Source organism: Vibrio sp. 10N.222.49.C12 (assembly GCF_041475025.1).
Taxonomy (GTDB): domain Bacteria; phylum Pseudomonadota; class Gammaproteobacteria; order Enterobacterales; family Vibrionaceae; genus Vibrio; species Vibrio crassostreae_C.
On record NZ_JBFRVF010000065.1, the window covers coordinates 62,487 to 84,923 of the forward strand.

General features: G+C 43.9%; 22 protein-coding genes. 3 read left to right on the plus strand and 19 right to left on the minus strand.

Features of this window, described 5'->3' with window-relative positions; translation table 11 throughout:
• Window positions 1-44: 44 nt before the first annotated feature.
• The 5 genes from AB4583_RS18285 to AB4583_RS18305 all read right to left on the minus strand — a co-directional run bounded on the left by AB4583_RS18285 (window position 45) and on the right by AB4583_RS18305 (window position 3,272).
• Window positions 45-656, minus strand: coding sequence for a DUF6162 family protein (locus tag AB4583_RS18285; RefSeq protein WP_372118658.1), 612 nt, complete (start codon window positions 654-656; stop codon window positions 45-47).
• Window positions 653-988: a hypothetical protein gene (locus AB4583_RS18290; RefSeq protein ID WP_017062543.1), complete on the minus strand. Its 336-nt coding sequence runs from the start codon at window positions 986-988 to the stop codon at window positions 653-655. The genes AB4583_RS18285 and AB4583_RS18290 overlap by 4 nt, the downstream gene beginning before the upstream one ends.
• Window positions 989-1,104: 116 nt before the next feature.
• A complete protein-coding gene (locus AB4583_RS18295) occupies window positions 1,105-1,941 on the minus strand; it encodes a DUF4198 domain-containing protein (protein WP_136981836.1) in 837 nt (278 codons plus the stop codon).
• Between the two features lie 111 nt (window positions 1,942-2,052).
• A complete protein-coding gene (locus AB4583_RS18300) occupies window positions 2,053-2,571 on the minus strand; it encodes a DUF2271 domain-containing protein (RefSeq protein WP_372052303.1) in 519 nt (172 codons plus the stop codon).
• A 71-nt stretch (window positions 2,572-2,642) separates the two neighbouring features.
• Window positions 2,643-3,272: a PepSY-associated TM helix domain-containing protein gene (locus tag AB4583_RS18305; protein ID WP_372118662.1), complete on the minus strand. Its 630-nt coding sequence runs from the start codon at window positions 3,270-3,272 to the stop codon at window positions 2,643-2,645.
• Window positions 3,273-3,723: 451 nt separating this feature from the next.
• On the opposite strand from AB4583_RS18305, the gene AB4583_RS18310 reads away from it, so the two are divergent.
• Entirely contained in the window at window positions 3,724-4,044 is a 321-nt protein-coding gene (locus AB4583_RS18310) for a hypothetical protein (RefSeq protein ID WP_372118664.1), read from the plus strand.
• A 129-nt stretch (window positions 4,045-4,173) separates the two neighbouring features.
• On the opposite strand, the gene AB4583_RS18315 is transcribed toward AB4583_RS18310, so the two are convergent.
• The 7 genes from AB4583_RS18315 to AB4583_RS18345 form a co-directional block, all read right to left on the minus strand.
• Entirely contained in the window at window positions 4,174-5,352 is a 1,179-nt protein-coding gene (locus AB4583_RS18315) for a lipopolysaccharide assembly protein LapB (RefSeq protein WP_032547615.1), read from the minus strand.
• Window positions 5,349-5,969, minus strand: coding sequence for an energy transducer TonB (locus tag AB4583_RS18320; RefSeq protein ID WP_008219721.1), 621 nt, complete (start codon window positions 5,967-5,969; stop codon window positions 5,349-5,351). The genes AB4583_RS18315 and AB4583_RS18320 overlap by 4 nt, the downstream gene beginning before the upstream one ends.
• Window positions 5,970-5,988: 19 nt before the next feature.
• Window positions 5,989-6,393 carry a biopolymer transporter ExbD gene (locus AB4583_RS18325; RefSeq protein WP_004739212.1) on the minus strand — a complete coding sequence of 135 codons (405 nt, stop codon included), beginning with the start codon at window positions 6,391-6,393 and terminating at the stop codon, window positions 5,989-5,991.
• Window positions 6,390-6,950 carry a MotA/TolQ/ExbB proton channel family protein gene (locus AB4583_RS18330; protein WP_010429842.1) on the minus strand — a complete coding sequence of 187 codons (561 nt, stop codon included), beginning with the start codon at window positions 6,948-6,950 and terminating at the stop codon, window positions 6,390-6,392. Before AB4583_RS18330 ends, AB4583_RS18325 begins: the two co-directional genes overlap by 4 nt.
• The gene (locus AB4583_RS18335; RefSeq protein ID WP_372118668.1) at window positions 6,950-8,326 is read right to left on the minus strand and encodes a MotA/TolQ/ExbB proton channel family protein; all 1,377 of its coding nucleotides are present in this window, start codon (window positions 8,324-8,326) and stop codon (window positions 6,950-6,952) included. Before AB4583_RS18335 ends, AB4583_RS18330 begins: the two co-directional genes overlap by 1 nt.
• On the minus strand, window positions 8,326-9,093 hold the full coding sequence (locus AB4583_RS18340) for a DUF3450 domain-containing protein (protein ID WP_372118670.1): 768 nt from the start codon (window positions 9,091-9,093) through the stop codon (window positions 8,326-8,328). The genes AB4583_RS18335 and AB4583_RS18340 overlap by 1 nt, the downstream gene beginning before the upstream one ends.
• Window positions 9,094-9,286: 193 nt before the next feature.
• Window positions 9,287-11,383: a TonB-dependent siderophore receptor gene (locus AB4583_RS18345; protein ID WP_017064548.1), complete on the minus strand. Its 2,097-nt coding sequence runs from the start codon at window positions 11,381-11,383 to the stop codon at window positions 9,287-9,289.
• A gap of 559 nt (window positions 11,384-11,942) precedes the next feature.
• Between AB4583_RS18345 and AB4583_RS18350 the strand changes: the two genes are divergently transcribed.
• Complete coding sequence (locus AB4583_RS18350) at window positions 11,943-13,247, plus strand: dicarboxylate/amino acid:cation symporter (RefSeq protein WP_017069121.1); 1,305 nt, start codon at window positions 11,943-11,945, stop codon at window positions 13,245-13,247.
• 174 nt (window positions 13,248-13,421) lie between these two features.
• Here AB4583_RS18350 and AB4583_RS18355 read toward each other — a convergent pair whose 3' ends face one another.
• The 3 genes from AB4583_RS18355 to AB4583_RS18365 form a co-directional block, all read right to left on the minus strand.
• Complete coding sequence (locus tag AB4583_RS18355; protein ID WP_017064547.1) at window positions 13,422-14,807, minus strand: sensor histidine kinase; 1,386 nt, start codon at window positions 14,805-14,807, stop codon at window positions 13,422-13,424.
• Window positions 14,804-15,469, minus strand: coding sequence for a response regulator transcription factor (locus AB4583_RS18360; RefSeq protein WP_017062555.1), 666 nt, complete (start codon window positions 15,467-15,469; stop codon window positions 14,804-14,806). The genes AB4583_RS18355 and AB4583_RS18360 overlap by 4 nt, the downstream gene beginning before the upstream one ends.
• A gap of 80 nt (window positions 15,470-15,549) precedes the next feature.
• On the minus strand, window positions 15,550-16,023 hold the full coding sequence (locus AB4583_RS18365) for an NYN domain-containing protein (RefSeq protein ID WP_010429860.1): 474 nt from the start codon (window positions 16,021-16,023) through the stop codon (window positions 15,550-15,552).
• A gap of 323 nt (window positions 16,024-16,346) precedes the next feature.
• Between AB4583_RS18365 and AB4583_RS18370 the strand changes: the two genes are divergently transcribed.
• Window positions 16,347-16,844, plus strand: coding sequence for a DUF4174 domain-containing protein (locus AB4583_RS18370; protein ID WP_050546503.1), 498 nt, complete (start codon window positions 16,347-16,349; stop codon window positions 16,842-16,844).
• A 51-nt stretch (window positions 16,845-16,895) separates the two neighbouring features.
• Here AB4583_RS18370 and cobA read toward each other — a convergent pair whose 3' ends face one another.
• The 4 genes from cobA to nirB form a co-directional block, all read right to left on the minus strand.
• Window positions 16,896-17,672: a uroporphyrinogen-III C-methyltransferase gene (gene cobA, locus AB4583_RS18375; protein WP_017071487.1), complete on the minus strand. Its 777-nt coding sequence runs from the start codon at window positions 17,670-17,672 to the stop codon at window positions 16,896-16,898.
• A gap of 277 nt (window positions 17,673-17,949) precedes the next feature.
• Complete coding sequence (locus tag AB4583_RS18380) at window positions 17,950-18,765, minus strand: formate/nitrite transporter family protein (protein WP_017062558.1); 816 nt, start codon at window positions 18,763-18,765, stop codon at window positions 17,950-17,952.
• A gap of 123 nt (window positions 18,766-18,888) precedes the next feature.
• Window positions 18,889-19,212, minus strand: coding sequence for a nitrite reductase small subunit NirD (nirD, locus tag AB4583_RS18385; RefSeq protein WP_017069123.1), 324 nt, complete (start codon window positions 19,210-19,212; stop codon window positions 18,889-18,891).
• Between the two features lie 15 nt (window positions 19,213-19,227).
• Entirely contained in the window at window positions 19,228-21,801 is a 2,574-nt protein-coding gene (gene nirB / locus AB4583_RS18390) for a nitrite reductase large subunit NirB (protein ID WP_017062560.1), read from the minus strand.
• Between the last annotated feature and the right edge of the window lie 636 nt (window positions 21,802-22,437).

The window sequence follows — 22,437 nt, forward strand, 5'->3', positions numbered from 1 at the left end:
GTAATTCTCTTATTATTAGTGAGCATTTTTATAAGCCGGATTGTTTAATGAGAAGAAGCATCATGCAGCTCAACCTCTGATTCATTGACGACCATTTTCCAGCCAGCAGATTCAAGTGTGTCCTCATCAAAATTAGTCGGTTGACTTGCTACGCCACCCAGGTAAATCCAGATTTCAGGAGAAACGCTGTTGGCGTTTAAAATAAAGGAGTCAGCAAAGCCATGTTCGCTTTGTGCAGCATATTCACTTGATGTAGCTTGTTCACTTGGTGTCGCGTATTCGCTTGGCGTAGAAAAGTAGTAACCACGCTCGTCCAATAACCAAGTATGAGAACCTTTGCGCTTCCAACTCTGATCTTCAACAAATGGCGCGACCCATTCATCTTTAAGTGACGAAACACTTGGCCATTCGCCGTCTGAGTCCATACGTAGGTCACGAATCTCTTCATGCGCTAAACGCAGCTCTGACAACATTGCCAAGTTTTCTTGTTCAACATCGGTCACCAGAATTTGATGATCAAGTACCGCTTTTACGTGGGTTTCTGCTTGATGAAATGGGATCGCGACCGTAGCAAAGCTCAGAATGAACACAATGATCAGCCCTACCCATTTGCCCTCTCTGCCGCCCGTATCAGCACGTACGCTTTGAATCATCATTTTTCACTGATCTCTACAACATCAACTTCAACTGGAAACTCATGACCTGAATCGAACACAAGGTAGAACTCAGTGTCAGGATGTGGGAATTCAACGATCGAGCGTTTATCTGTCATCTCTTTTGCAATCAAGTTGTCTTCGTAATCGTACATCTCAACTGCGTAATCAATCGCTTTGCTGCCATCCGAATAACCCGCTTCACAAGCAACAGTCTTACCTTCAAACCAGCAGCTCATCAGTGGAAAGTGTGCTTGCGCAGGTAATGCAGCGAAACCAAGTCCCAATGCTAAGCAAGGAGTCATTAAAGCGTTAAGTTTTGTTTTTATTGTCATGGTTCGTACCCTAGCCACAGTGCAAATTCTCAGAAGTAAACTGAGCGATAAAGGGCTCAAATGAGCCCTTAAGTTTTTTTGATTCTTAATCAGGGATCTAGCCCCGATATCACAGACTATTGAAGCAGCGCTTCGAACGTTAGGTGAACGTTCGCGCTTGCTTTGTCTGCCAGTGGGTTGTCAATCAACTCACCTTTGTAGTTCGCTTTCATTACGTAACGACCTGCTACGTCTGGAGTAAACGTGATTTCACCGTTCTCATCACTCACCACATCAATCTGCTCTTGGTGGTTGCGGTAAAGCGTACCTTCACGAGTAATCTCCGCTTTCACGTCTTTCTGGATTTCACCGTTGTAGAAGAACTGGAATGTCACAGGTTCGCCTTCAACGATATCTGAAGGGTGTGTCACAGGCTTCATTTCTAGAAGCTTGCCTTCAATTTTGAACACTGAATCCGTTGGCTTACCTACCGTGATGTAGCTTTCTGCACGAGTGAAGCCGATCTGCGTTACCACGTCACGTGATTTTTCAGGCAGAACTGAGTCACGCTCAGCTTTGTTTGCTTTAATCCACTTCACCGTGTCACGGCGACCCGCTTTGTATTGCGTGTAGTAAGACGGCTGGTTGTTGATCGCCACTTTGTGTGTACCTTCTTCTTCAAAATAGAAGTCGAAGATTGAACGACGCTTGCCACGAATAACGAAGTTAGGACGCTCGCTGCGGCCATCTGGCATGATGACATGAGCATTTTCGCTGCCAGCAGGCTTATCAAAAACAAACGTACCGTGAGACGCCGTCACATCGAACGTTAGCCAATCACCACCTTCTTTAGATACAGTGAAGTGCGATGGCAAAATCCAGCGTGGGTGAGCTTGTGCTGTTGTCGTAGCCGCTAGGCCGAACGCCATAACACCCGCTAGAGCAAGTGCCTTTATTTTTGTCTGTTTCATCATGTTCATTCCATTATTTATAATTTTTAGCCGTGTCGCTCGATCTGAGCCTACGATGACTACTGTCGATTCTGTTCTGATTCTTAAACCAATTGGGGTTCACTGCTGCGTTGTCTATTTAGCGACGTAATTCAGTGTAATTTCACCCGTCTCTTCTGTTGCCTTTAGCTCATAAGAAGCGTTTGAATCTGTGAGTGATACTTTTTGACGAAGATAGTTACGGCCGCCGTGTTCACGAACAACTTCGATATGAACCGTGTATTCGCCTTGCTCTAGATCTTGACCGTCATCGCTCTTACCATCCCAAACGAAACGGTACTTGCCAGCAGGGCGCGTTGCGGATGTCACGGCGTCAACGAGTTCGCGATCGTAACGGCCAACTTTTCTCCACCAGCTGCGCAGATCTTTCAGCCATTCATCTTTACCGACCCAAAGCTCAATGGTTTTCACTGACTTTCGTTCGCTGTTCTCTACCCACACCGCCACATAAGGACGCGCATACATAGAGGTATCAATCTTTGGAAGCTCGAAGCTCACATCAAGTTTTGCCGTATCAGGAATCGCTTGTGCCATACCTAGGCTTGGCAAAATAGATAAAGCAAGAAGCGCCTTGCTCCAGTTCATTTTTTTCATGTTTAACAACCTTTTAAATCCGTTTAACCTTAAGTTCGTTCTTCAATCCGATTTATCAATCGAACCAAGCGTTAAGGCACGGCGACAAAATAGATAACCAATGAGATTGCAGACCCAAACACCGTCCATTTAATGGAGGTATTGAGTGTTTTTTTCTTAGGTAACAGTAAGCACACGCCGGTAAGTACAAAGAAGACCATCAGGAGTGCTGTGATATCTATGAACCATTTCCACGCCTCACCGCTATTACGACCTTTGTGTAGGTCATTCAACAGTGCAATCACGCCGTAATTCGTGGTTTCGACTTCGACCATTTCAGAGGTCACGTCAACAAATACAGATGCGTTGTAACCTGGTCCTTTGAAGTCCATGGACACTTCACCGATCAGCAACTCACCGTCTTCAATTTCAGCGTAGATGTCTAAACCAGAAGGAACACCCGATAAATTGGCCTCTTCAAACAGGAATGTTTCGAAGGCACTTTCGTCGGCTTTTAATCGCCCGTCTTGGATTGTGAACAAACTCGTAGGAAGCTCTAAAGTAGAACGTTGGATATTGGGTTGGCTTGACTCAAATAACTCAGGTCTATTCAGGGTGATACCTGTCACTGAAAAGAAAAGAACAACGAACAGAAGTGCCATTGAAATATAAACATGAAGTCGACGAGCCCATGATTGAACCGCCCTACTTTTTAACGACATACAAACCAATACCTATAAATTTTATGGCGTCAATTTAGTTGATAATCATTCGTATTGGCATTCAATTTACATTGTTTACGTTTGCCGAGCAGCGTAAGGAAATTTACATAACATTACATGGGAAGTAATCGAACTGTATGCATATTCTTGCTAACTTGTACTAAAGGGAATGGATAGCTTGTATTTGAGGTCATCGATAGTACGGTCAAACCTCAAAAAATCTCAATATCAACATGCTTGATTGAGGTTGGCTTAAGGTAGCAGTTGTGGCTTTAAAGATAGAAAGTTGGGACTATTTAAGCTTCGTGACTATTAACCTTTAGGGCTATTTGATCTTTGGAACATTTTGAAGATCATACACAAACGGTGGACTCTTCGGTTGATGCGGTTTGTTAAATACAGACTAATAACCGATTTAACGATAGCTAATAAGGCTTAAAGGGATTTTGAAATGCGTATTATTGTTTTGGCTTTTATTGCGCTAGCAACGGCGTGTACCAGTCAAGTAGCCAGCACGGAAGAACATATTCAACAATACATCGGTTCAGACATAACCGATGTACAAGAACGTTATCTCACCGAACGCTCACGCCCTATCAGTTTTTGGGCGTCTCGCAACTATGCTTGGATTGAGACGAAGAAGCCGTTAGACAATGGTTATACAGTACACGCATTCAAAAATCCTTATCGTGACTGCACCATTAATTGGGTTGCTGATACCAGCGGCGTGATTCAAAGTGCTACGTCCAGCGGCACGATGTGCGAGCCTTAACTGCCGCATTGGAACGATAAAGTTCAAAAAGCTTTAACCGCCAAAATTAAAAAGGGTGTCATTTGAACCATCAAATGACACCCTTTTCTCTATATTACTTTCTCTTGTCTTCTGTTGTGCTATTCGCAGTTAGACGTTGCCGTTATCACTCACTGTTCTTAGCTGAGTCAGATATTTAATCCAACCTTTTGCCTCAGAAGAAGGCTCAATGTTGTTCGCACGTTTCGCTTGAGCAAGAGCATTATCAAGATTCTTTAGCTTGTACCATGAACGTACTTTCGCTAAAGCAACATCAGCTTGCTTGTTCTTGTCTTTCACTTTATCCAAAACAACTAGAGCACGATCGTAGTAACCTTGCTGAACCAGTAATTGAGCCACATTCCAATGATATTGCGTGTCCTTTTTAGACGCTAACGTCCATACTTCAATAGCACTGTCCCACTCTTTCGCTAACTGCCAGTAGGTTGCTTGCTCAGCCAGGAGTTGAACATCGCTGTTCGCATCATCTAACTTAGCGATCTCTTGTGCTGCACGCTCTGGAATACCACGTTTAGCATAAAGCTGAGCCAGTAATCGGCGGTCTGAGTTTTTCAGCTCTACCCCTTGAAGATCAGCCAACGCTAGTGTGTTCAATGCATCGCGGTTACGCTCTAGTCTTAACTGAATACCCACAAGTTGACGCCACCAGTTGTCTTTTTCTGGCTGAAGTTCAATCAGGCTTTCCAGTGTTGGAATAGATTGCTTCCATTGCTTTAACTGTAGTTGTGCACCCAATTTTAGCGAAAGAGGCGACAGTTCTGATTTCGCATTGAACTTGTCGCGATTACCAATAGCAACCAGTACTTTTGACCAGTTTTCGATTTGGTATTCCGCTTGTGCAATTCGCATCCAAAGCACGTCTTTCTTTTCTGCCTCTGGCGCTGTTTTTACTAACTCGTAGTAATGTGGAAGCGCGTTTTTGAACTGTTGATCGTTTAATAACAGATCCGCAAGCATACGCTTCGTTATCCAAGCTTGTTCATCCACCAGCAAATTGGTATCGACGGCGTATGTAAGCTGCTTAATCGCCTTATCGGTTTTGCCATCTTGCCAGTAAAAAACACCTAGCATACGAGCCACGTACGCTTTGTCGTAGCCCTTAGAAAGCTCTAAACCTGCTAGTACGTCAATGGCCTGTTTAACCTGTTCATCTTGAGCAAGCTTATGCGCCTTTTGAACACGAATAGCAGTATATTGGGTTAGCTCTTGTGCCTGTGTTGTAAGGGGCATTAACAACAAGCCCACTAATATCCATATATGTTTCATCATTTTGCCAACTTAAACTCTAGTTTCACGGTTTGACCAACCTGAGCTATCGCTTTTCCATCGACGACTTTCGGTTGATATTTCCATTTTTTAAGTGCTCTCATCGCTTCACGTTCAAACATACGACGTGGGTTTGCGTCAGTGACTTGAATGTCAATTGGACGTCCCGTTTCATCGATAGTAAAAGACATAATCACATGGCCTTCAGCTCCACGCTTAAGCGCTTTCGCTGGATAACGAGGCTCTACTCGATACAAAGGCATTGCTTGTTGGTTTGACCCAAAATCAGAAAATGTCGGTGCGTTAATCGCTAGGCCATCAATCGATGTATTCAAATCCAAAGAAGGTAGTGAAGACATCGAATTCAGAGGCGTAACTTCAGCTTGTGACTGAGACGTTTGCGCTTCCGGTGGCGGCTCTGGCATTTCTGGTTTTTCAGGGACTGCGCGTTGTCTTCTTTGAACTTCTTGTTCTTGTTCCACCATTACCATGTTGAAACTTAACGTCTCGCTATCGTCTGGTGAACGTTGGTGGCCATTATCGACCATCCAAGCCATGAAAGAAAACAGCGCTAATCCCAACGCGCCCGCTAGCGGTAAAGCAAGAAATAGGCGAATCATTTATGAAGATCCTCCAAGATCATCGCTTATCAGCAGCAAGCGCAATGTTTTTAACACCTGCACCTTTCGCGGCATCCATCACTTTAACAACAGTACCGTTGTAAGCGTGTTCATCCGCTTGAATAACCAAAGAAGCATCAGGTTGTTCTAGCAACAAGTGCTCTAACGTCGCTTGGACACGTTCAACATCTACGACACGCTTGTCGATGAAAATGTCGTTTGCAGAAGTAATCGCAACAAAGATGCCTGCATCCTTTTGGCTTACTACGTTAGAAGCTTGTGGGCGATTGACTTCCACCCCTGACTCACGAACAAATGAACTGGTCACAATAAAGAAAATAAGCATGATAAAGACAATATCAAGCATCGAAGTAAGGTCTATTTGAGCCTCTTCGTTTTTAGAATGACGTCGACCGAGTCTCATCGTTGACTCCTTAAAGATTTTTCTAATTTCAATTCTAAGCGGTTACATACTTTCGCTAAGCGAGCGTGAACGAACATGCCCGCTAACGCTGCAACCATGCCTGCCATGGTTGGCAGTGTTGCTAACGAGATACCTGAAGCCATCAATTTAGGGTCACTGCTGCCTTGTGTCGCCATAACATCAAAAACAGAGATCATACCGGTTACAGTGCCTAGCAAGCCCAACATCGGGCAAATAGCGACTAACAGCTTAATAAAATTCAAGTTTTGGTTAAGCAAGATACTCGCTTGCCCTAACCAACCTTCACGAATGGCTTTGGCATGCCAAGAAGAGTGATCTTCTCTTTCATGCCATTTCGCTATCCAAGCTTGGCGTTGCTTAGGAAAGTAGAACGCAAGATAAAGCACACGTTCTACCACAAGCACCCAATACACTAGGACGACAGCCGCTAGCCACCACAGGACGAAACCGCCCTGCTCCATAAAGCTTGATAAAGACAGCAGCCAGTCACTCGTTAACCAACTCGCTGGTAATAGAGAACCCGACAAAATATCCATTACGCAGCAGTCCCAACTGGTGAAACAACAGCGTTTGATTCAACGGTCTTTTCAGCCTGCTCAGCAACAAGACCAATACCTTGCTTCTCAAGAATATTGCGAATGTTTTCTGCTTGAGTGCTAAGAATGTTGTGTGCCAGTAGAAGAGGCATTGCCGCAACCAGACCAAGTACCGTAGTTACAAGCGCCATCGAGATACCACCCGCCATAACTTTAGGGTCGCCATTACCAAACTGAGTGATCACTTGGAATGTTTCGATCATGCCGGTTACTGTACCTAAAAGGCCCAACATTGGTGCTAGTGCCGCCAATAGCTTAAGCATCGATAGACCTTTCTCTAGGTGAGTCTGCTCATCAACTACCGCTTCTAAAAGTCGCAACTCTAACGCTTCAACCGTTTGGTTTTGTTCCTTGTTGTACATCGCAAGAACACGACCTAGTGGGTTATCACCCGCTTGCTCAGGGTTCTTAAGTTGCGCGCGAATTTTCTGGCGTGCGATAGCAAGAGAGACACCACGAACTAATGCGATGATTAGACCAATAGCTAGTAGGCCAAGAATCACTTTACCAACCACACCACCCGCTTGTAGACGGTCAGTTAAACTTGGCGTAAGTGCTAATTGCTCTAGCATAAACCCGCGAGAAGGATCGACAACCACGTTAGATACTTCACCATTCGCTAACGAAGAAAGTGACGCTAACGTTGGACCATTTTGTGGTTGCTTAAGGTAAGCGATCGCATCTTCACGCTGAGTGTTCCAGCTAACATAGCCTTGCTCTGTCACAAGACCAATCGAACCTAGTCGGTAAGCGTCAACCTTGTTTGTATTGCCTTCACCATTAATGAATGCAATTTGAGATTTGCTAAGCTCAGAGCTCGCTTGGATCTGTTCAACCATGCTCATCCACAAACCGGTCAGCTGTGGCATTGAAGGCAGTGATTTAGCATCAATGATTTGATCAACAGTTGCAGTGTGTTCAGCACGATCAACACTATTCACGGTTGAGCTAAGCTCTGCGCCGAGTTCTTTTGCGTTTTGACGAACGACACCGAACAGCTCGCCTAAGCTACCGGTTTCTAAACGCAGCTTCTCTTCTAAGCGAGCAAGCTTGTTTTCGTTATCACTGAACGTTTGAGTCAGAACATCTGTCGCACCTTGGATAGACGTACGCTTCGCTTCAAGCTGAGCTTTGATCGCTTTCAGTTCTTGTTCTGTCTTTTTGAAATCAGCTTCACGCACTACGTTGTGAGAAGCTTGAGTACGGTTTTCTGATTTTGCTTTGTTAACGAGCTGAGCCGTTGAGTCTGAAGCTGAGAAAGCAGAAAATGAAAGTGATGTAATGCAAAGCAATGCTGCTAATGATTTTAAGTTCATTACTTAACCTCCGCAACAATTAAAGAAACAGGTAAAGTAATCAAGCTTGGGGCAGCTTGTTGGCCAGCAATATCGTACGCTTTATCTAGCTCAGACTTCATAGAAGAATCAAGTTCTTGCCATTGAGCTTCTGTTTGATTCCAAGCCCAGTATTGGCTGCCATTTAGGTTACGAGCAACTAAAGAGATACGACCTAAGTGCAGAACATCTGCCTCGATTGTTTTATCACTCGCCAATGCGACACGACCTTGGTAAACACCCAACTTAATGCCGTAGTCCATCTCGATTTGGTATGCCTCTAGGATACGGCGGTATTTCTCAGCTTCACTTACGTCAGCACGAGTCATCATTGCTTGTAGCTTTTCTACTCTTTCTAGACGCTGTTCTTTCTTAATCGGCACGTCTTTCTCTACCAACTGTTCAAGACCATCGATCATTTGATACATCAATGGCACAACACCTTGGCGTGTATATTTGATTTCTTCGATCTGCTCTTCAATGCTTTGAGCTTCTTGGTTTTGGCTCTCAACTAATGCAGCAAGGTGATCGTGATAGATTTCTAGGTTTTTAACTTCTTCTTGCAGACGCTCAATCTCAGCTTGCAGCATTAAAGTCGCTTGTGAGCTTTTATCAATAACCTTTTGGCTCGAAGCCGACGCGTTATTGGTCTTGTTTTGAATTGATTGAGCTTGATCCAAGCTGTTTGCCATAGAAGACGTTGCAACCAAACTGATGGCAAGCGCTAGGCTAGTTTTTAAAAGATTCATAATTGTAGTCATTTACTATAGAAGAAGGTCAAATACATTTTATTGATAAATACTATTATTGATAAGCACTCTCATTATCATTAAAAGTCACTCGCATTACTAGGGATATTTTACGAAATAGCAGAATCACGAAAGGAGAAAGCCGAAACTTTCCCCTTAGTATTTAGGCTAACAATAGTACCCTACTAACAAATTAGTATTTTACCTGTAAAGTCGCCATGTAGTTACGGCCTTCGCCGATTACTACGTCTTCAGCAAATTGGTGGTTTGAAGATGTTGAACCGCCACCCGCTAGGTATTCTTTATCAAATACGTTCTCGACTGTTAGACGCGCTACGAAATCAAGAGAATCGTCGTACTTAAGCGTGTATGCAGCACCCATATCTACACGTGCGTAGCCGTCTTTCTTGAATGTGTTCGCGCTATCGCCGTAACGAGAACCTTCGTAGATAAGACCCAGGTTCACATCAACTTCGTTTGTTGCTGCATAGGTAGACCAAACGCTTGCTGCAAACTCAGGTACGTCTACTGGACGGTTACCTTCATATGTTTCATGGTTCGTGATTTCAGCATCTAAGTACATTGCAGAACCAGACATTGAGAAGCGCTCTGAAATAAAGCCTTGTGCGGCTAGCTCAGCACCACGGTGAACTTGTTCGCCACCTTGTGTCTTCGTCCAATCGCCTGATGAAGTGTCTTCTACATCCATTGAAATGTTTTCTTGGGTAATATCGAATACCGCACCAGAAACGAATAGACGTTCGTCCATCAGTTCCCACTTAGTACCGACTTCATAAGACACGCCCGTTGCTGCGTCAAGAAGTTCGCCATCGTTGGTGTAGTTGCGGCTTCCGCTAGACACAACACCTTGTGGTTCGAAACTTTCAGAGTAAGAAGCGTAGATACTACCGTTTGATGCTGGGTGGTAAATCAGGCCAAGCTTAGGCGCTACATTTTCTTCTGCTACGCCATCACTTACTTTACGGTCGAAACGAGCACCCGCAAGAACTTGCCATTCATCATTAATAGTAATCAAATCTTGGATGTAGAAGCCCCAAGTATCGTAAGTACTCATCTTACCTAGCGATGTTGGACCCACTGACGGCGCTGGTACTGTTGCATCTGGTGCGTATTCAGCGCTGCTGAAGCGATCCATACCACGGTAATAGCTGTAGCCTAACCAGTTAGCACCGAATAATAGTTGGTGCTCTGTGCCCGCAAGATCAGCGGTTGTTGTTAGATCAACGTAAGCCGTTCTGAAACGCCATTTATCATGACGGTAGTTACCGCCTTGAGTCACGGTGCCCGTACCATCAGGATTCATATTTGAAAAGCTTGGGTAGCTTTCCATATCAATACGTTCGAAATCTTGGTAGTTGAAACCTGTTTTTAATGACCATGTATCAGTCAGGTTAGCAGCAATATCAAAACCAACGTTCTCAACATCATTCTCGATCTGTGACCACTGCGCATCCCAGATGTGCTTGTCGCTACCTACTCGGTTGCCGTCTAGCGTGTATAAAGCGCCAGAATCTACGCTACCTTCGTCGTTAGTTTTGTCGTAATGAACAGAAACTGTCACGTCTTCAGTTACATCGTAATCAACGAATACACCACCAACAAAACGTTCTGTTTGTGGTTCAGTTCCGTCACCATAAGTTCTCCAAGAGCCGTAGCTTTCTTTAGATAGAATCGCGCGACCACGTAGAGTTTCAGCGTCGTTCAAAGCGCCACTTACGTCTACCGTTGTACGAGAATGGTCATTAGAACCAATATCTTGGCTAACACTTACTTGCGTATCGTAAGTTGGCTTTTTGCTTACCATGTTGATCAAACCACCTGGTGCAGAAATACCGTAAAGAAGACCAGAAGGTCCTTTTAGTACTTCAACACGCTCTAGCAGTTCGATTGGTTGACGGTAGTGAGACCAATGTTGCTGGCCATTTTTAAGGAAGCCCGAAGAGCTTTCTACCGAGAAACCACGTAGAGAGAAACGTTCACGGTTACGGCTTGTACCGCCAGCACTTACACTCGCGTCATTCTTAAGCACGTCACCAAGCGTTGTTGCACGCTGTTCATCGATGATTTGCTCATCGATTACTAAAACTTGTCCCGGAGTCTCTAATTGAGTCGCCTCCATGCGCATTGCTGTTGTGTTCGTGTCGGCTTTATAACCGTAGTCACGACCTTCAACAACCATATGCTCGTCTGTTTTTACTGTTTCTGCCAATACTGCTGGTGAAGCTAATACTGCGCCGATCACTAAAGCCAATGGGCTCTTTGAAAACATGTCCTTTACTCCGCTTTTATTCTTTTAGACGAACACTTTGTTATTTATTCGATGTGTTCGCTGAACCGTTGCCGGTACCACTGAATTATTTCGGGAGTGAATATAAGTGATAACTATTACCATTTGCATTAAATTTACATTCTTTGCATTCGTAAAGTTTTGTAAAGGCCTGTCGGTGAGTCATATTTGAGGAGTTCAACAAAACCATTCAATACAAATAGTTAAGGCTCATGGACGTAAATCGACTGGTTATCTTCACCGAATTTTTTGAAACAACGGTATTTGTTCAGTCAATTGAAGACGTGAAGATTGATAAGAAAATCATCTCTTCTTATTTACTACCTTTGAAACGACAAATTTATGTATAAAACCCTCGATAGATGTAAATTAATAGTGAATTATTTTGTTTTTATTTGTTTAATTTACACAATTATCAGTGATTTTGATCACATCTATAATTCCAAACTCATTTTTTGTTTTTCGAATTGATTATCCGACTGCTAATCTCCTGCTCACTTTGAAAAGGTATCAAAGTTATAAATAATAAGGAGTGTTCTAAATGAATACCAAGAAACCTATGTCTCTGACTGGTCGAGTAATCCTCGGTATGGTCGTAGGTATATTAACGGGATTCGCCATTCAATCCCTTTTTGCAGACAACGGATTTGTTAACAACTACATCGTTAACGGACTCTTTGAAGTGGGCGGACAAATCTTTGTCGCCAGTTTAAAAATGCTTGTTGTGCCTCTAGTCTTCGTTTCACTAGTGTGCGGTACAAGTTCTCTTAAAGACTTATCAACTCTTGGCCGTATGGGTGGCAAAACGCTTGCACTTTATATCGGTACTACTGCCGTTGCCATCACTCTAGCATTAACTATCGGTAACCTGTTCCAACCTGGAGCTGGTGCGGATCTTACTGCTGCGAGCTCTTTCAAATCAGCGGATGCCCCTTCTCTGGGCCAAGTAATCATCGACATGTTCCCAACCAACCCTATTCAGGCGATGGCTGAGGGCAAAACGTTACAAGTTATCGTATTTGCAGTGTTGTTTGGTATCGCAATCAGTGCAGCGGGCAAACCCGGTGAACGTATCGCTGCAGTTTTCTCTGATCTAAACGAAGTGATCATGAAGCTAGTTGCGCTACTAATGAACCTTGCTCCTTACGGCGTATTCTTCTTGATGGCGAAACTGTTCTCTGGCCTTGGCTTAGGTGCAATTTGGAACCTAGCAGAATACTTCTTAGTGCTTGCTGGTACCCTGCTGTTGCATGGCTTGGTGACTTACAGTGCGATGCTTAAAGGATTCACAGGTCTTAGTCCGATTACGTTCCTACGTAAGATGGAAGATGCAATCATGTTTGCATTCTCAACAGCATCTTCGAACGCAACAATTCCAGTAACTATGGAAACGGCTAAGAACCGTATGGGCGTAGACAACAAAGTCGCTTCTTTCACAGTACCACTAGGTGCAACTGTGAACATGGACGGCACTGCAATCATGCAAGGTGTTGCGACGGCGTTTATCGCGCAAGCGTACAACATCGACCTTTCAATGGGTGATTACCTAATGGTTATCCTAACGGCGACACTGGCGTCTGTTGGTACTGCAGGTGTCCCTGGTGTTGGTCTTGTTATGCTAGCGATGGTATTGAACCAAGTTGGCCTGCCGCTTGAAGGTATTGCTCTAATCATGGGTGTTGACCGCCTTCTTGATATGATTCGTACCGCTGTAAACATCACAGGTGATAGTGCCGTATCTATCATCGTTGCTAAGTCTGAAGGCGATCTAGACGAGTCTCGCTTCAACGACCCAGCAGCAGGTGAGAAAGAAGAAGAAGTTAAGCTAGCTCGCCAACAGGCATAGTCTCGCTTCTTGTCTTCAAGCTCAGGCGTAATTAATGGCTACGCCTAGCCCATACCAAAGCGCATAAAGAAAAACGCCACTGCAGATGCAGTGGCGTTTTTATTGGGTATCGCTTAAGTCAGTACTACTGAGTTGGGACAGTTATCAATTTAAGGTAATTATCAATAGGGAAAGCTAATCACCGATTGGGAACATCAAGTTCACTCTCAGCCCCCCACCTTCTCTATTCTCAGCAGTTACATGTCCATTCATCACACCCATCGCTTCTTTAACAATCGCAAGGCCCAGACCGTAGCCACCAGACCGTTTGTCTCTTGCTGATTCAATACGAGTAAACGGGTCGAATATACCTGCAATCTTGTTATCAGGAATACCGTCACCGTCATCTTCTACAGATATTACACTGTAACGTCTATCCATTACCTGTTCGTATGTCGTCACGACCACATGAGCGTTCTCACCCGCGTATTTAATGGCATTCCCGACCAAGTTACCAATGACTCGAAGCAGTAGCCTCTCATCAACGTTCACCATTGATATCGGCGTCTCTAGGGAACCAATCAAAGTTTGATTCGGTTTTAAATCGTTTTGCATCTGCGCGATCAACATTGAACAATAGTGCTCAAGGTGCATTAAACTTAACTTGGAGTCATAGCGAGAGGTTTCTAAGCGGCTAAATTCAAGTATCTCACCCACCAGCTTATTCATCTCTTCTGTTTCATTTTCCATTCGTTCTAGCAAACCAATGCTTTTATCATCAACCTTGCTGCGCAGCAGGTGTAGTGCGAGGTTTTGCCTTGCTAATGGTGTTCTTAACTCGTGTGAGACATCACGAATCAAACAACGTTGCTTTTCAGCCAGAGATTTAATCTCAAAGGTCATATAATCAAAATCGTGTGCAAGCTCGTTGAATTCACGCGTGGTGGAGTTCAACTCCGACACCACACTGACCGTGAAGTCACCTTGAGCCAGTCTGCGGCTCGCTTCTCTCAATCTATCCAACGGTTGCTGAAGGCTTTTGGCCATGATAATCGAGAACAGAGACAATACGACCAATGCAATCAATGCTTTAAGCATATAGGAATATGGCGCAAAAGATTTTGCGGGATGAAACTGGTGCGGTAGTTGGATAACCAGTGTTTTACCGTTATCCAGTGGTAGGCCGAAGATCGGCTTACTCACACGATCACTAAGTTGGTGATCTAACGTTCTTAAGTATTTGAGCTTAAATTCAAAATGTGGGTGCATGTGACGATGTGTGATCGGACGATTGTCTTTATCAATGACGAACAGATAATACTGCTGAGCATTACCCCAGTCCGCGAGTTCATCCATGTCCCCTTCTTCGATCAACACATTCGCTTGGTAAGCAAGGTCGAGCATTTCCGCTTTTACCGATTCTGGCACTTTAAGCAGCGCTTTCATCAAGGCTCTTTCTGCGACACCTTGCAGAATCAAAATACTCACCAAAATGACGGTCAGGTAACTGAACAGTTGGAAAGTGAGTCCGTCTTTACGCTTAGCAATAAAATCAGGGCAACGCAGCAGTTTTTTACTCATGCTCCGACCGACTCTAGGTAACTGTAACCTTTACCACGAACGGTTTTTATATGTTGTTTAGACAAACCTGCCTGAACGAGCTTTCTACGTATATTGCTGATATGCATATCTAAATTACGATCGAAGGGACACAATTCTTTCTTGAGTACATGGATTTGCAGATCAGATTTTGAGACGACAATACCGTCATTTTTGACCAAATAATCAAGCAAGTCTTTTTCAGTGCCAGTTAATGGCAAACGAGAGAGTTGTTCACACAAGCCGTGATTAGAGGAAGCTAAAGATTGTCTTTGGCGTTCAAAACCCACTCGGCGCAAGATCACCTTAATACGGGTTAAGAGTTCAGGAACATTGAAAGGTTTAGCGATGTACTGGTCGGCGCCTGCTTGGTAGCCATCGAGCATTGAGGCATCGTCGTTAAGCGCGGTTAGCATAAGAATGGGAGTAGCAAAACGCTGACAAATACGTCTTGCTACTTGAATGCCGCTTAGGTTCGGAAGCATTACATCGAGTAGAACCAAATCGACAGGGTGAGATTGAATAAACTCAAGCGCGGATTCACCGCAATGAACAGTATCAACGTGATACCCCTCATTTTCTAACACTTCACCCAGTAATTCACACAACTGAATATCATCATCAACAACTAAAACGCGAGACATTACACATACCGATAAATAAGAACTGTTTGCATTCTAATTATCGTTATTATTGATTTCAATTATAAAGTGCCCGATTTCCTCTATAGAAGAAAATCTTTTTCAATCGGTACAAATTTTGATGCAGAATCGATAAGATTTTGAGCAGTTAACCCGGGAACACCATACACTTCAACAGGCTTGCCAAAGCGCTCTTTGATTCGCTCTACAAGGATTTCGAAATCACCGTCTCCTGATACCAAAACAATCGTATCAACCGTCTCAGCAAGTTCTATCGCGTCTAACGCAATACCCACATCCCAATCGCCTTTTGCACTGCCATCTCGACGCTGAATAAACGGCTTTAACTTCACATTAAAGCCCACACCACGAAGGATATGATGAAATTGACGCTGCTTTGGATCTTGGCTTGAGATTGCGTAAGCATTAGCTGCAATAACGTTACGCCCTTCCGTGGCAACATACCAAAACTGGTTATAGTCGAAGTTAGAACGGTATTTGTCGCGCGTCGTGTAGTAAACGTTCTGAACGTCGACCAAAATTGCTATGTTTTCCATAAATTCATACCTTTAGATTTTCCGTATACCCTATTCTATTCAATTGTAAAATGCGAGTCGCTTTACTCAATAAAAATGAACCTGCCAGCTATCGTTAACGTAAATCTAATATCTTTAGCGTAAAGCTAAGTGTCTTTACGTAATCCTAACTATGCTTATTGTAAGTGGATTTGTTTTGAGCGTTTCTTAGGTGGTTCTGATCTTCACCTTCTTCTTTACGTAGCGTTCAAATCGTACTCAGGCTTAGAGTTTTTAAAGGGAGGTTGGCAATGCTGCACCGACAAACACACAATTCGATCGTAAGCATCGACACAACCAAAGCGATGCAAACTTTAAATCAACCATCAAACTCTGGTAGCTGGTTTAGTTTGCTTAAACTACTGACCATCAGCACGGTAATAATCATGAGCTTAACCATCAATTCAGTACTCGCCTACCCTGCTTATTCTCACTCAAAGCCTTTGCCACACCGCAGTGTGATTTATTTCGCTCCAAAGGAAGATTCAATCGTTAAAGAGTTTCTGAATGAAGTGTTGCTCAATAACTGTCAATTGGACGAACGAGATGTCGTCATTATGGTTATTGCTGAGAGTGGTTACACAGTCCCAACTTGGTTAGAAGAAGAGTTTAACTTAGAAGCAGTCACCAGTATTTACGAGATCCCGAAAGGATCACATACCGCTGTTTTGATTGGTAAAGACGGGAAAGAGAAGCACCGATGGAGTGGCAAAACAGATTGGAAACAGATCACCAATATCATTGACGAAATGCCGATGCGCCAACAAGAAATGCAGCGACAAGGCAGCCGCTGCAGTATTTGATTCTTGATGGACTCAGTAGTGGCTTAGAGATCCAATTAGAAGGTCAAACGATCAAGCTTGTTTGTTAAACCAAGCAAGTTTTTCATGGAGCTGAGCCACGCTGCCTACAACAATCAGCGCTGGGCTCTTTGCGACGCTCGCAAGGTCAGCTAAATCACGTAACCCACCTCTAAACACCTTTTGTTCTTGGCGTGTACCGTTTTCGATGATCGCAACTGGCATGTCAGCTCGCATACCATTATCGAGTAGATTCTTCTGAATGTTCGGACTCTCTTTCAAGCCCATGTAAAACACGATGGTATGGTTGTGCTGAGCAAGAGATTGCCAGTCAATATCTTCGCCATCTTTCTTCAAGTGACCTGTAATAAACTGCACGCTTTGTGCATGATCACGGTGCGTCAACGGAATGCCCGCATAAGCCGTTGCTCCGGCAGCAGCTGTGATGCCCGGAATCACTTCAAATCTCACGTCATTCTCAGCTAGCGTTTCACACTCTTCACCACCACGGCCAAAGATAAACGAGTCACCACCTTTTAGGCGTACTACGTGCTTGTTCTCTTGCGCTTTGGTCACTAATAGTTGGTTGATCTGATCTTGCGGTACACAGTGATGATCAAGCTTTTTGCCCACATACAGCATTTCTGCTTCTGGATTAGCCATCGCCAAAATATCTTTTGATACCAAGCGGTCATAAACCAACACGTCTGCTTGTTGAATCACTCGTGCGGCTTTTAGCGTAAGTAAGTCTGGGTCGCCCGGACCTGCACCTACCAATGAAACAAATCCTTTGTTTACTTCTTTAACATTCGATGACGATACTTCTGACATGCTGCGCTCCGAAGGTTTGCTTGTTTTATCTCAAGCTTAAATCTATGTGATAAGTCACTGTATTCATGATGACTTATCCAAATCCTTAACCCTTAGACTATCAGGTGTTGATATAAATATTCAGTCTAAATACTAACGAAGATAGAAGTAATTATAACAAAACAGTCTATTGCGAGTAATTTGCGCAATGATATAAGGGCTTTCGAACTAAAAAAGCCCCAAACATGTTGTTGGGGCTCTTAATCTCATACTAAATTACGTTTCACCCTACTGAGGATTACTTAGCACCTAGAGAAGGCGCAGTTTTAGCGTGAGTTAGGTATAGAGGAACACACGTCATTAATAGACCACCAACGATGTTACCTAGGATTGTTGGGATAAGGTTGAAGTTCAACCATGTCGCAATACCGAAGTCAGCGCCAAGAATCATACCCAGTGGGAATAGGAACATGTTTACTACTGTGTGCTCAAATACGAGTGCGAAGAAGATGAAGATTGGGAACCACATCATTGCTACACGGCCAGATACTGTGCGTGCAGTCATGTTGCCAATCACACCTAGACATACCATAAGGTTACAGAAGATACCGCGTACGAAACACGTGATCCATCCGTCCATACCCATGTTTTCAAAACCTAGGCTACGACCTGTAGAAACAGCAATGAACTTTTGAGCAACAGCGTTTGGTTCTAAAGAGAAGTTACCCGTTAGTGATACTGCAACAAGGAAAGCAACAATCAAAGAACCGATAAGGTTACCAAGACCAACAATACCCCAACAACGTAGGATACGACCCCAAGTAATACCTGGGCGGTTGTCGAATTTCGCTAAAGGTGCAAGGCCGAATACGCCAGTTACTAGGTCATAACCCATTACACTTAGAATGACGAAGCCAACTGGGAACACAAGTGCGCCAACAAGGCCAATACCGGTTTGAACCATTGCTGTAATAGCAACAACAACCGCTAGAGAAAGGATGATACCAGCCATAGTGCTTCGAATCAGAAGATCGCGAGTACTTGTTTTCGTTTTCGCTTCACCCACATCAATCATCGTTTGAACGAATTCAGCTGGTTTGTAATCAGGAGACATAAGGTTGTCCTTAAAAAGTTTAAATTAAAAGTTAAAATTGGATAGGAAAAGGCTCTAGTTGCCGAGTTAAGGCAATATCGAGAACTAGAACCCTTGAACTATCAAATCTTACTCATCCGAAGATTAAGCAGAGATTTCTACAGCGCCTTTGGCAACACGAGCTTTGTACGCTTTCACGTTGAAGTTCTCGTCTTCCATGCACACACCTGTTGCTAGGTTAAAGCGTTGCTTCTTAAGTGGGCTTGCTACCCAAAGCTCTTCTTTGTGCTCAACAATCAAGCCACGTGATAACACGTTAGACTGGAAGTAAGGGTCTGTGTTGCTAATCGCGAATACTTCTTCAGCTTTCGTTGGGCGGAATACAGCTACTTGCTCACCACCAACCAACGCACAAACACCTGTACCTGGGATAATGTCTTCGATCTTACAAACTTTGGTAAATGCCATGATGTCGTCTCCCAATTAAACAGATTCTACGTGAATGATGTCGCCCTGATGCTTTGAAGTAATGGCTTCAGGGTGTTTCTCAGTGAATGTCGCAGGACGGTGTTGTTCACGACCATCTTCAACAAACACAACGTTATCATCGCGGTCATCAGCATTGATGAAGTGTGCAAAGCGCTTAAGTTGAGCTTCGTCGTTGATTGTATCTGTCCATTCACAAGCGAAGTTATCAACTAGGCCAGCAATGTCAGTTTCAAGTTGGTCATTGATACCAAGCTTGTTGTCTACAATCACTTCACGTAGGTAATCAACACCACCTTCTAGGTTGTCCATCCATACCGAAGTACGTTGTAGCGGAGCAGCCGTGCGGATGTAGAACATCATGAAACGATCGATGTATTTGATCAGCGTTTCTTGGTCTAGGTCGCTTGCCAGTAAGTCTGCGTGGCGAGGCTTCATACCACCGTTACCACATACATACATGTTCCAGCCTGCGTCAGTTGCGATGATACCTAAGTCTTTACCTTGAGCTTCAGCACACTCACGAGTACATCCAGACACACCAAACTTCATCTTATGAGGAGTACGAATGCCTTTGTAACGGTTCTCGATCATCACGCCTAGGCCAACTGAATCTTGAACGCCGTAGCGACACCAAGTAGAACCTACACATGTCTTAGCCATACGAAGTGCTTTTGCGTAAGCTTGACCCGTTTCGTAACCTGCAGCGATTAACTTCTTCCAGATAGCTGGTAAGTCATCTTTCTGAGCACCGAACAGGCCGATACGTTGTGCACCAGTGATCTTGGTGTACAGGTTGTATTCTGCAGCAACATCAGCAAGTACGCTTAGTGCTTGAGGTGTTACTTCACCACCCGCCATACGAGGGATTACAGAGTAAGTACCGTCTTTTTGCATGTTACCTAGGAAGTTGTCGTTGGTATCGTGCAGCTTCACTAATTCAGGCTTAAGGATGTGTTCACCCCAGCAAGAAGCAAGGATAGAACCTGCTAGAGGCTTACATACTTCACAGCCGTAGCCTTTACCGTATTTCTCTAATAGCTCATCGAACGTTTTGATTTCTTCGATGCGAATTAGGTGGAAAAGCTCTTGGCGAGAGTATGCAAAGTGCTCACACACGTCGTTCTTCACTTCAACACCAGCTTTAGCAAGTTCAGCGTTTAGTACTGAAGTCACTAGTGGAATACAACCACCACAACCAGTACCTGCGCCTGTTACTGCTTTGATATCACCGATTGTGTGGTGACCTTCAGCAACCGCTTGAGCGATCTTGCCTTTAGTCACATCGAAACAAGAACAGATAACAGCAGACTCAGGAAGAGAATCCGCGCCAAGTGTTGGCTTTTCAGCACCAGCATGAGCAGGAAGAATCAATGCATCTGGGTGTTCTGGTAGGTCGATTTCGTTCAGCATAAGCTGTAGAAGATCACCGTAGTCAGACGTGTCACCAACCATTACTGCACCAAGCAGCTTCTTGTTGTCTTCAGAAACGATTAGACGCTTGTAAACTTCTTGTTCTTCGTTTTGGTAAACGTAGCTCTTACAGCCAGGAGTACGACCGTTCGCATCGCCGATAGAGCCTACTTTCACGCCCAAAAGCTTAAGCTTCGCAGACATGTCAGCACCTTCAAATGTGCTTTCGTTACCAACAACGTGGTCAACCGCTACCGTTGCCATTTTGTAACCAGGAGCCACTAGGCCGTAGAACGTTTGGTTCCAAGACGCACACTCACCGATTGCGTAGATGTCTTTGTCTGTCGTTTGACAGTGATCATTAATCTCGATACCGCCACGTGGTGCAATACCCAGCCCCATTTGACGAGCAAGTTTGTCTTGTGGGCGAATACCAGCAGAGAATACGATGAAATCAGTTTCTAGCTCTGTACCGTCTGCAAAGCGCATTACGTTACGAGCTTCAGTGCCTTCAGGAGCAATCTCAAGCGTGTTCTTACTTGTATGTACGTTAACGCCCATACGTTCGATTTTTTGACGAAGTTGGTTACCACCCGCTTGGTCAAGCTGCTCAGCCATTAGCTTTGGAGCAAACTCAACAACGTGCGTGGTTACACCAAGAGCTTTTAGTGCGCCTGCAGCTTCAAGACCAAGCAAACCACCACCAACAACCACACCAGATTTAGAATTCTTAGCGGTTGCTTCGATAGCTTTCAAGTCTTCGATTGTGCGGTAAACGAAACAGTCTTTACCTTCGTTACCTTTGATTGGCGGAACGAATGGGTATGAACCTGTAGCAAGGATTAGCTTGTCGTATTGAATTTCACGACCAGTACTTGAGTAAACTGTTTTCTTTTCACGGTTAACGTTAATAGCACGCTCACCGATCAGCATGTTGATGCCGTGTTTCTCGTAGAAGCCTTCTTTAACTAAAGAAAGTTCGTCCGCAGTATGGTGTGAAAAGTAAGAAGAAAGGTGTACACGATCATAGGCTACGCGAGGCTCTTCACAGAAGACTGTGATGTCCATGTTAGCAACGTCTGTCTTCTCGACTAAATCTTCGATATAGCGATGGCCGACCATCCCGTTACCGATTACGACTAGCTTCATCTTGCTCATAAGAATTCCTGAAGGTTATATATTTCTTAACTGAGCGAATAATGAATTATGAAAGAAAATGAAAATATGATGTAAATCAATTACGAAATCGAACTACCCTAAAGGGGTAGGACAAAAGAGGTAGATCTGCTGATTTATCATACGAAGCAAACGAATAACCGTAGGTTTAATAAGGTTTAGCGGGGTTTTATATACACTTTCGTGCAGTAGATAAGATGTTGTAAAGTTTTACAATAGGTTAGCAGTAACACAAGTAAATGACAATCATTTTCATTTGTGTTCATAATAAGTGTAATAACTCATGAAAGCGTTACAGGATCATGAGCAACTATGTATAAATATGAAGAATTTAATGACGCAAAAGACAGTCGCCCTTTTCCATTCCCCACTCATTCCACTCACAAACGGCGCAATTGGTTAACAGATGCTGTTGGTTGTTTAGCAAATGATAGGTTTACATAAGGAAAAGACCGGCACAAAAGTGATCTGATATAGCTTGTTCCTAGTGGTGCTACTGATTAGAGAGCATACGTGGAAGTTTGAACATAGCATGAGGGTTTAGAATTTCAGATAGTAAAAAGGCCAGCATTTCTGCTGGCCTTTCAACTTTGAATAGTGGAGGCGCCTCCCGGAGTC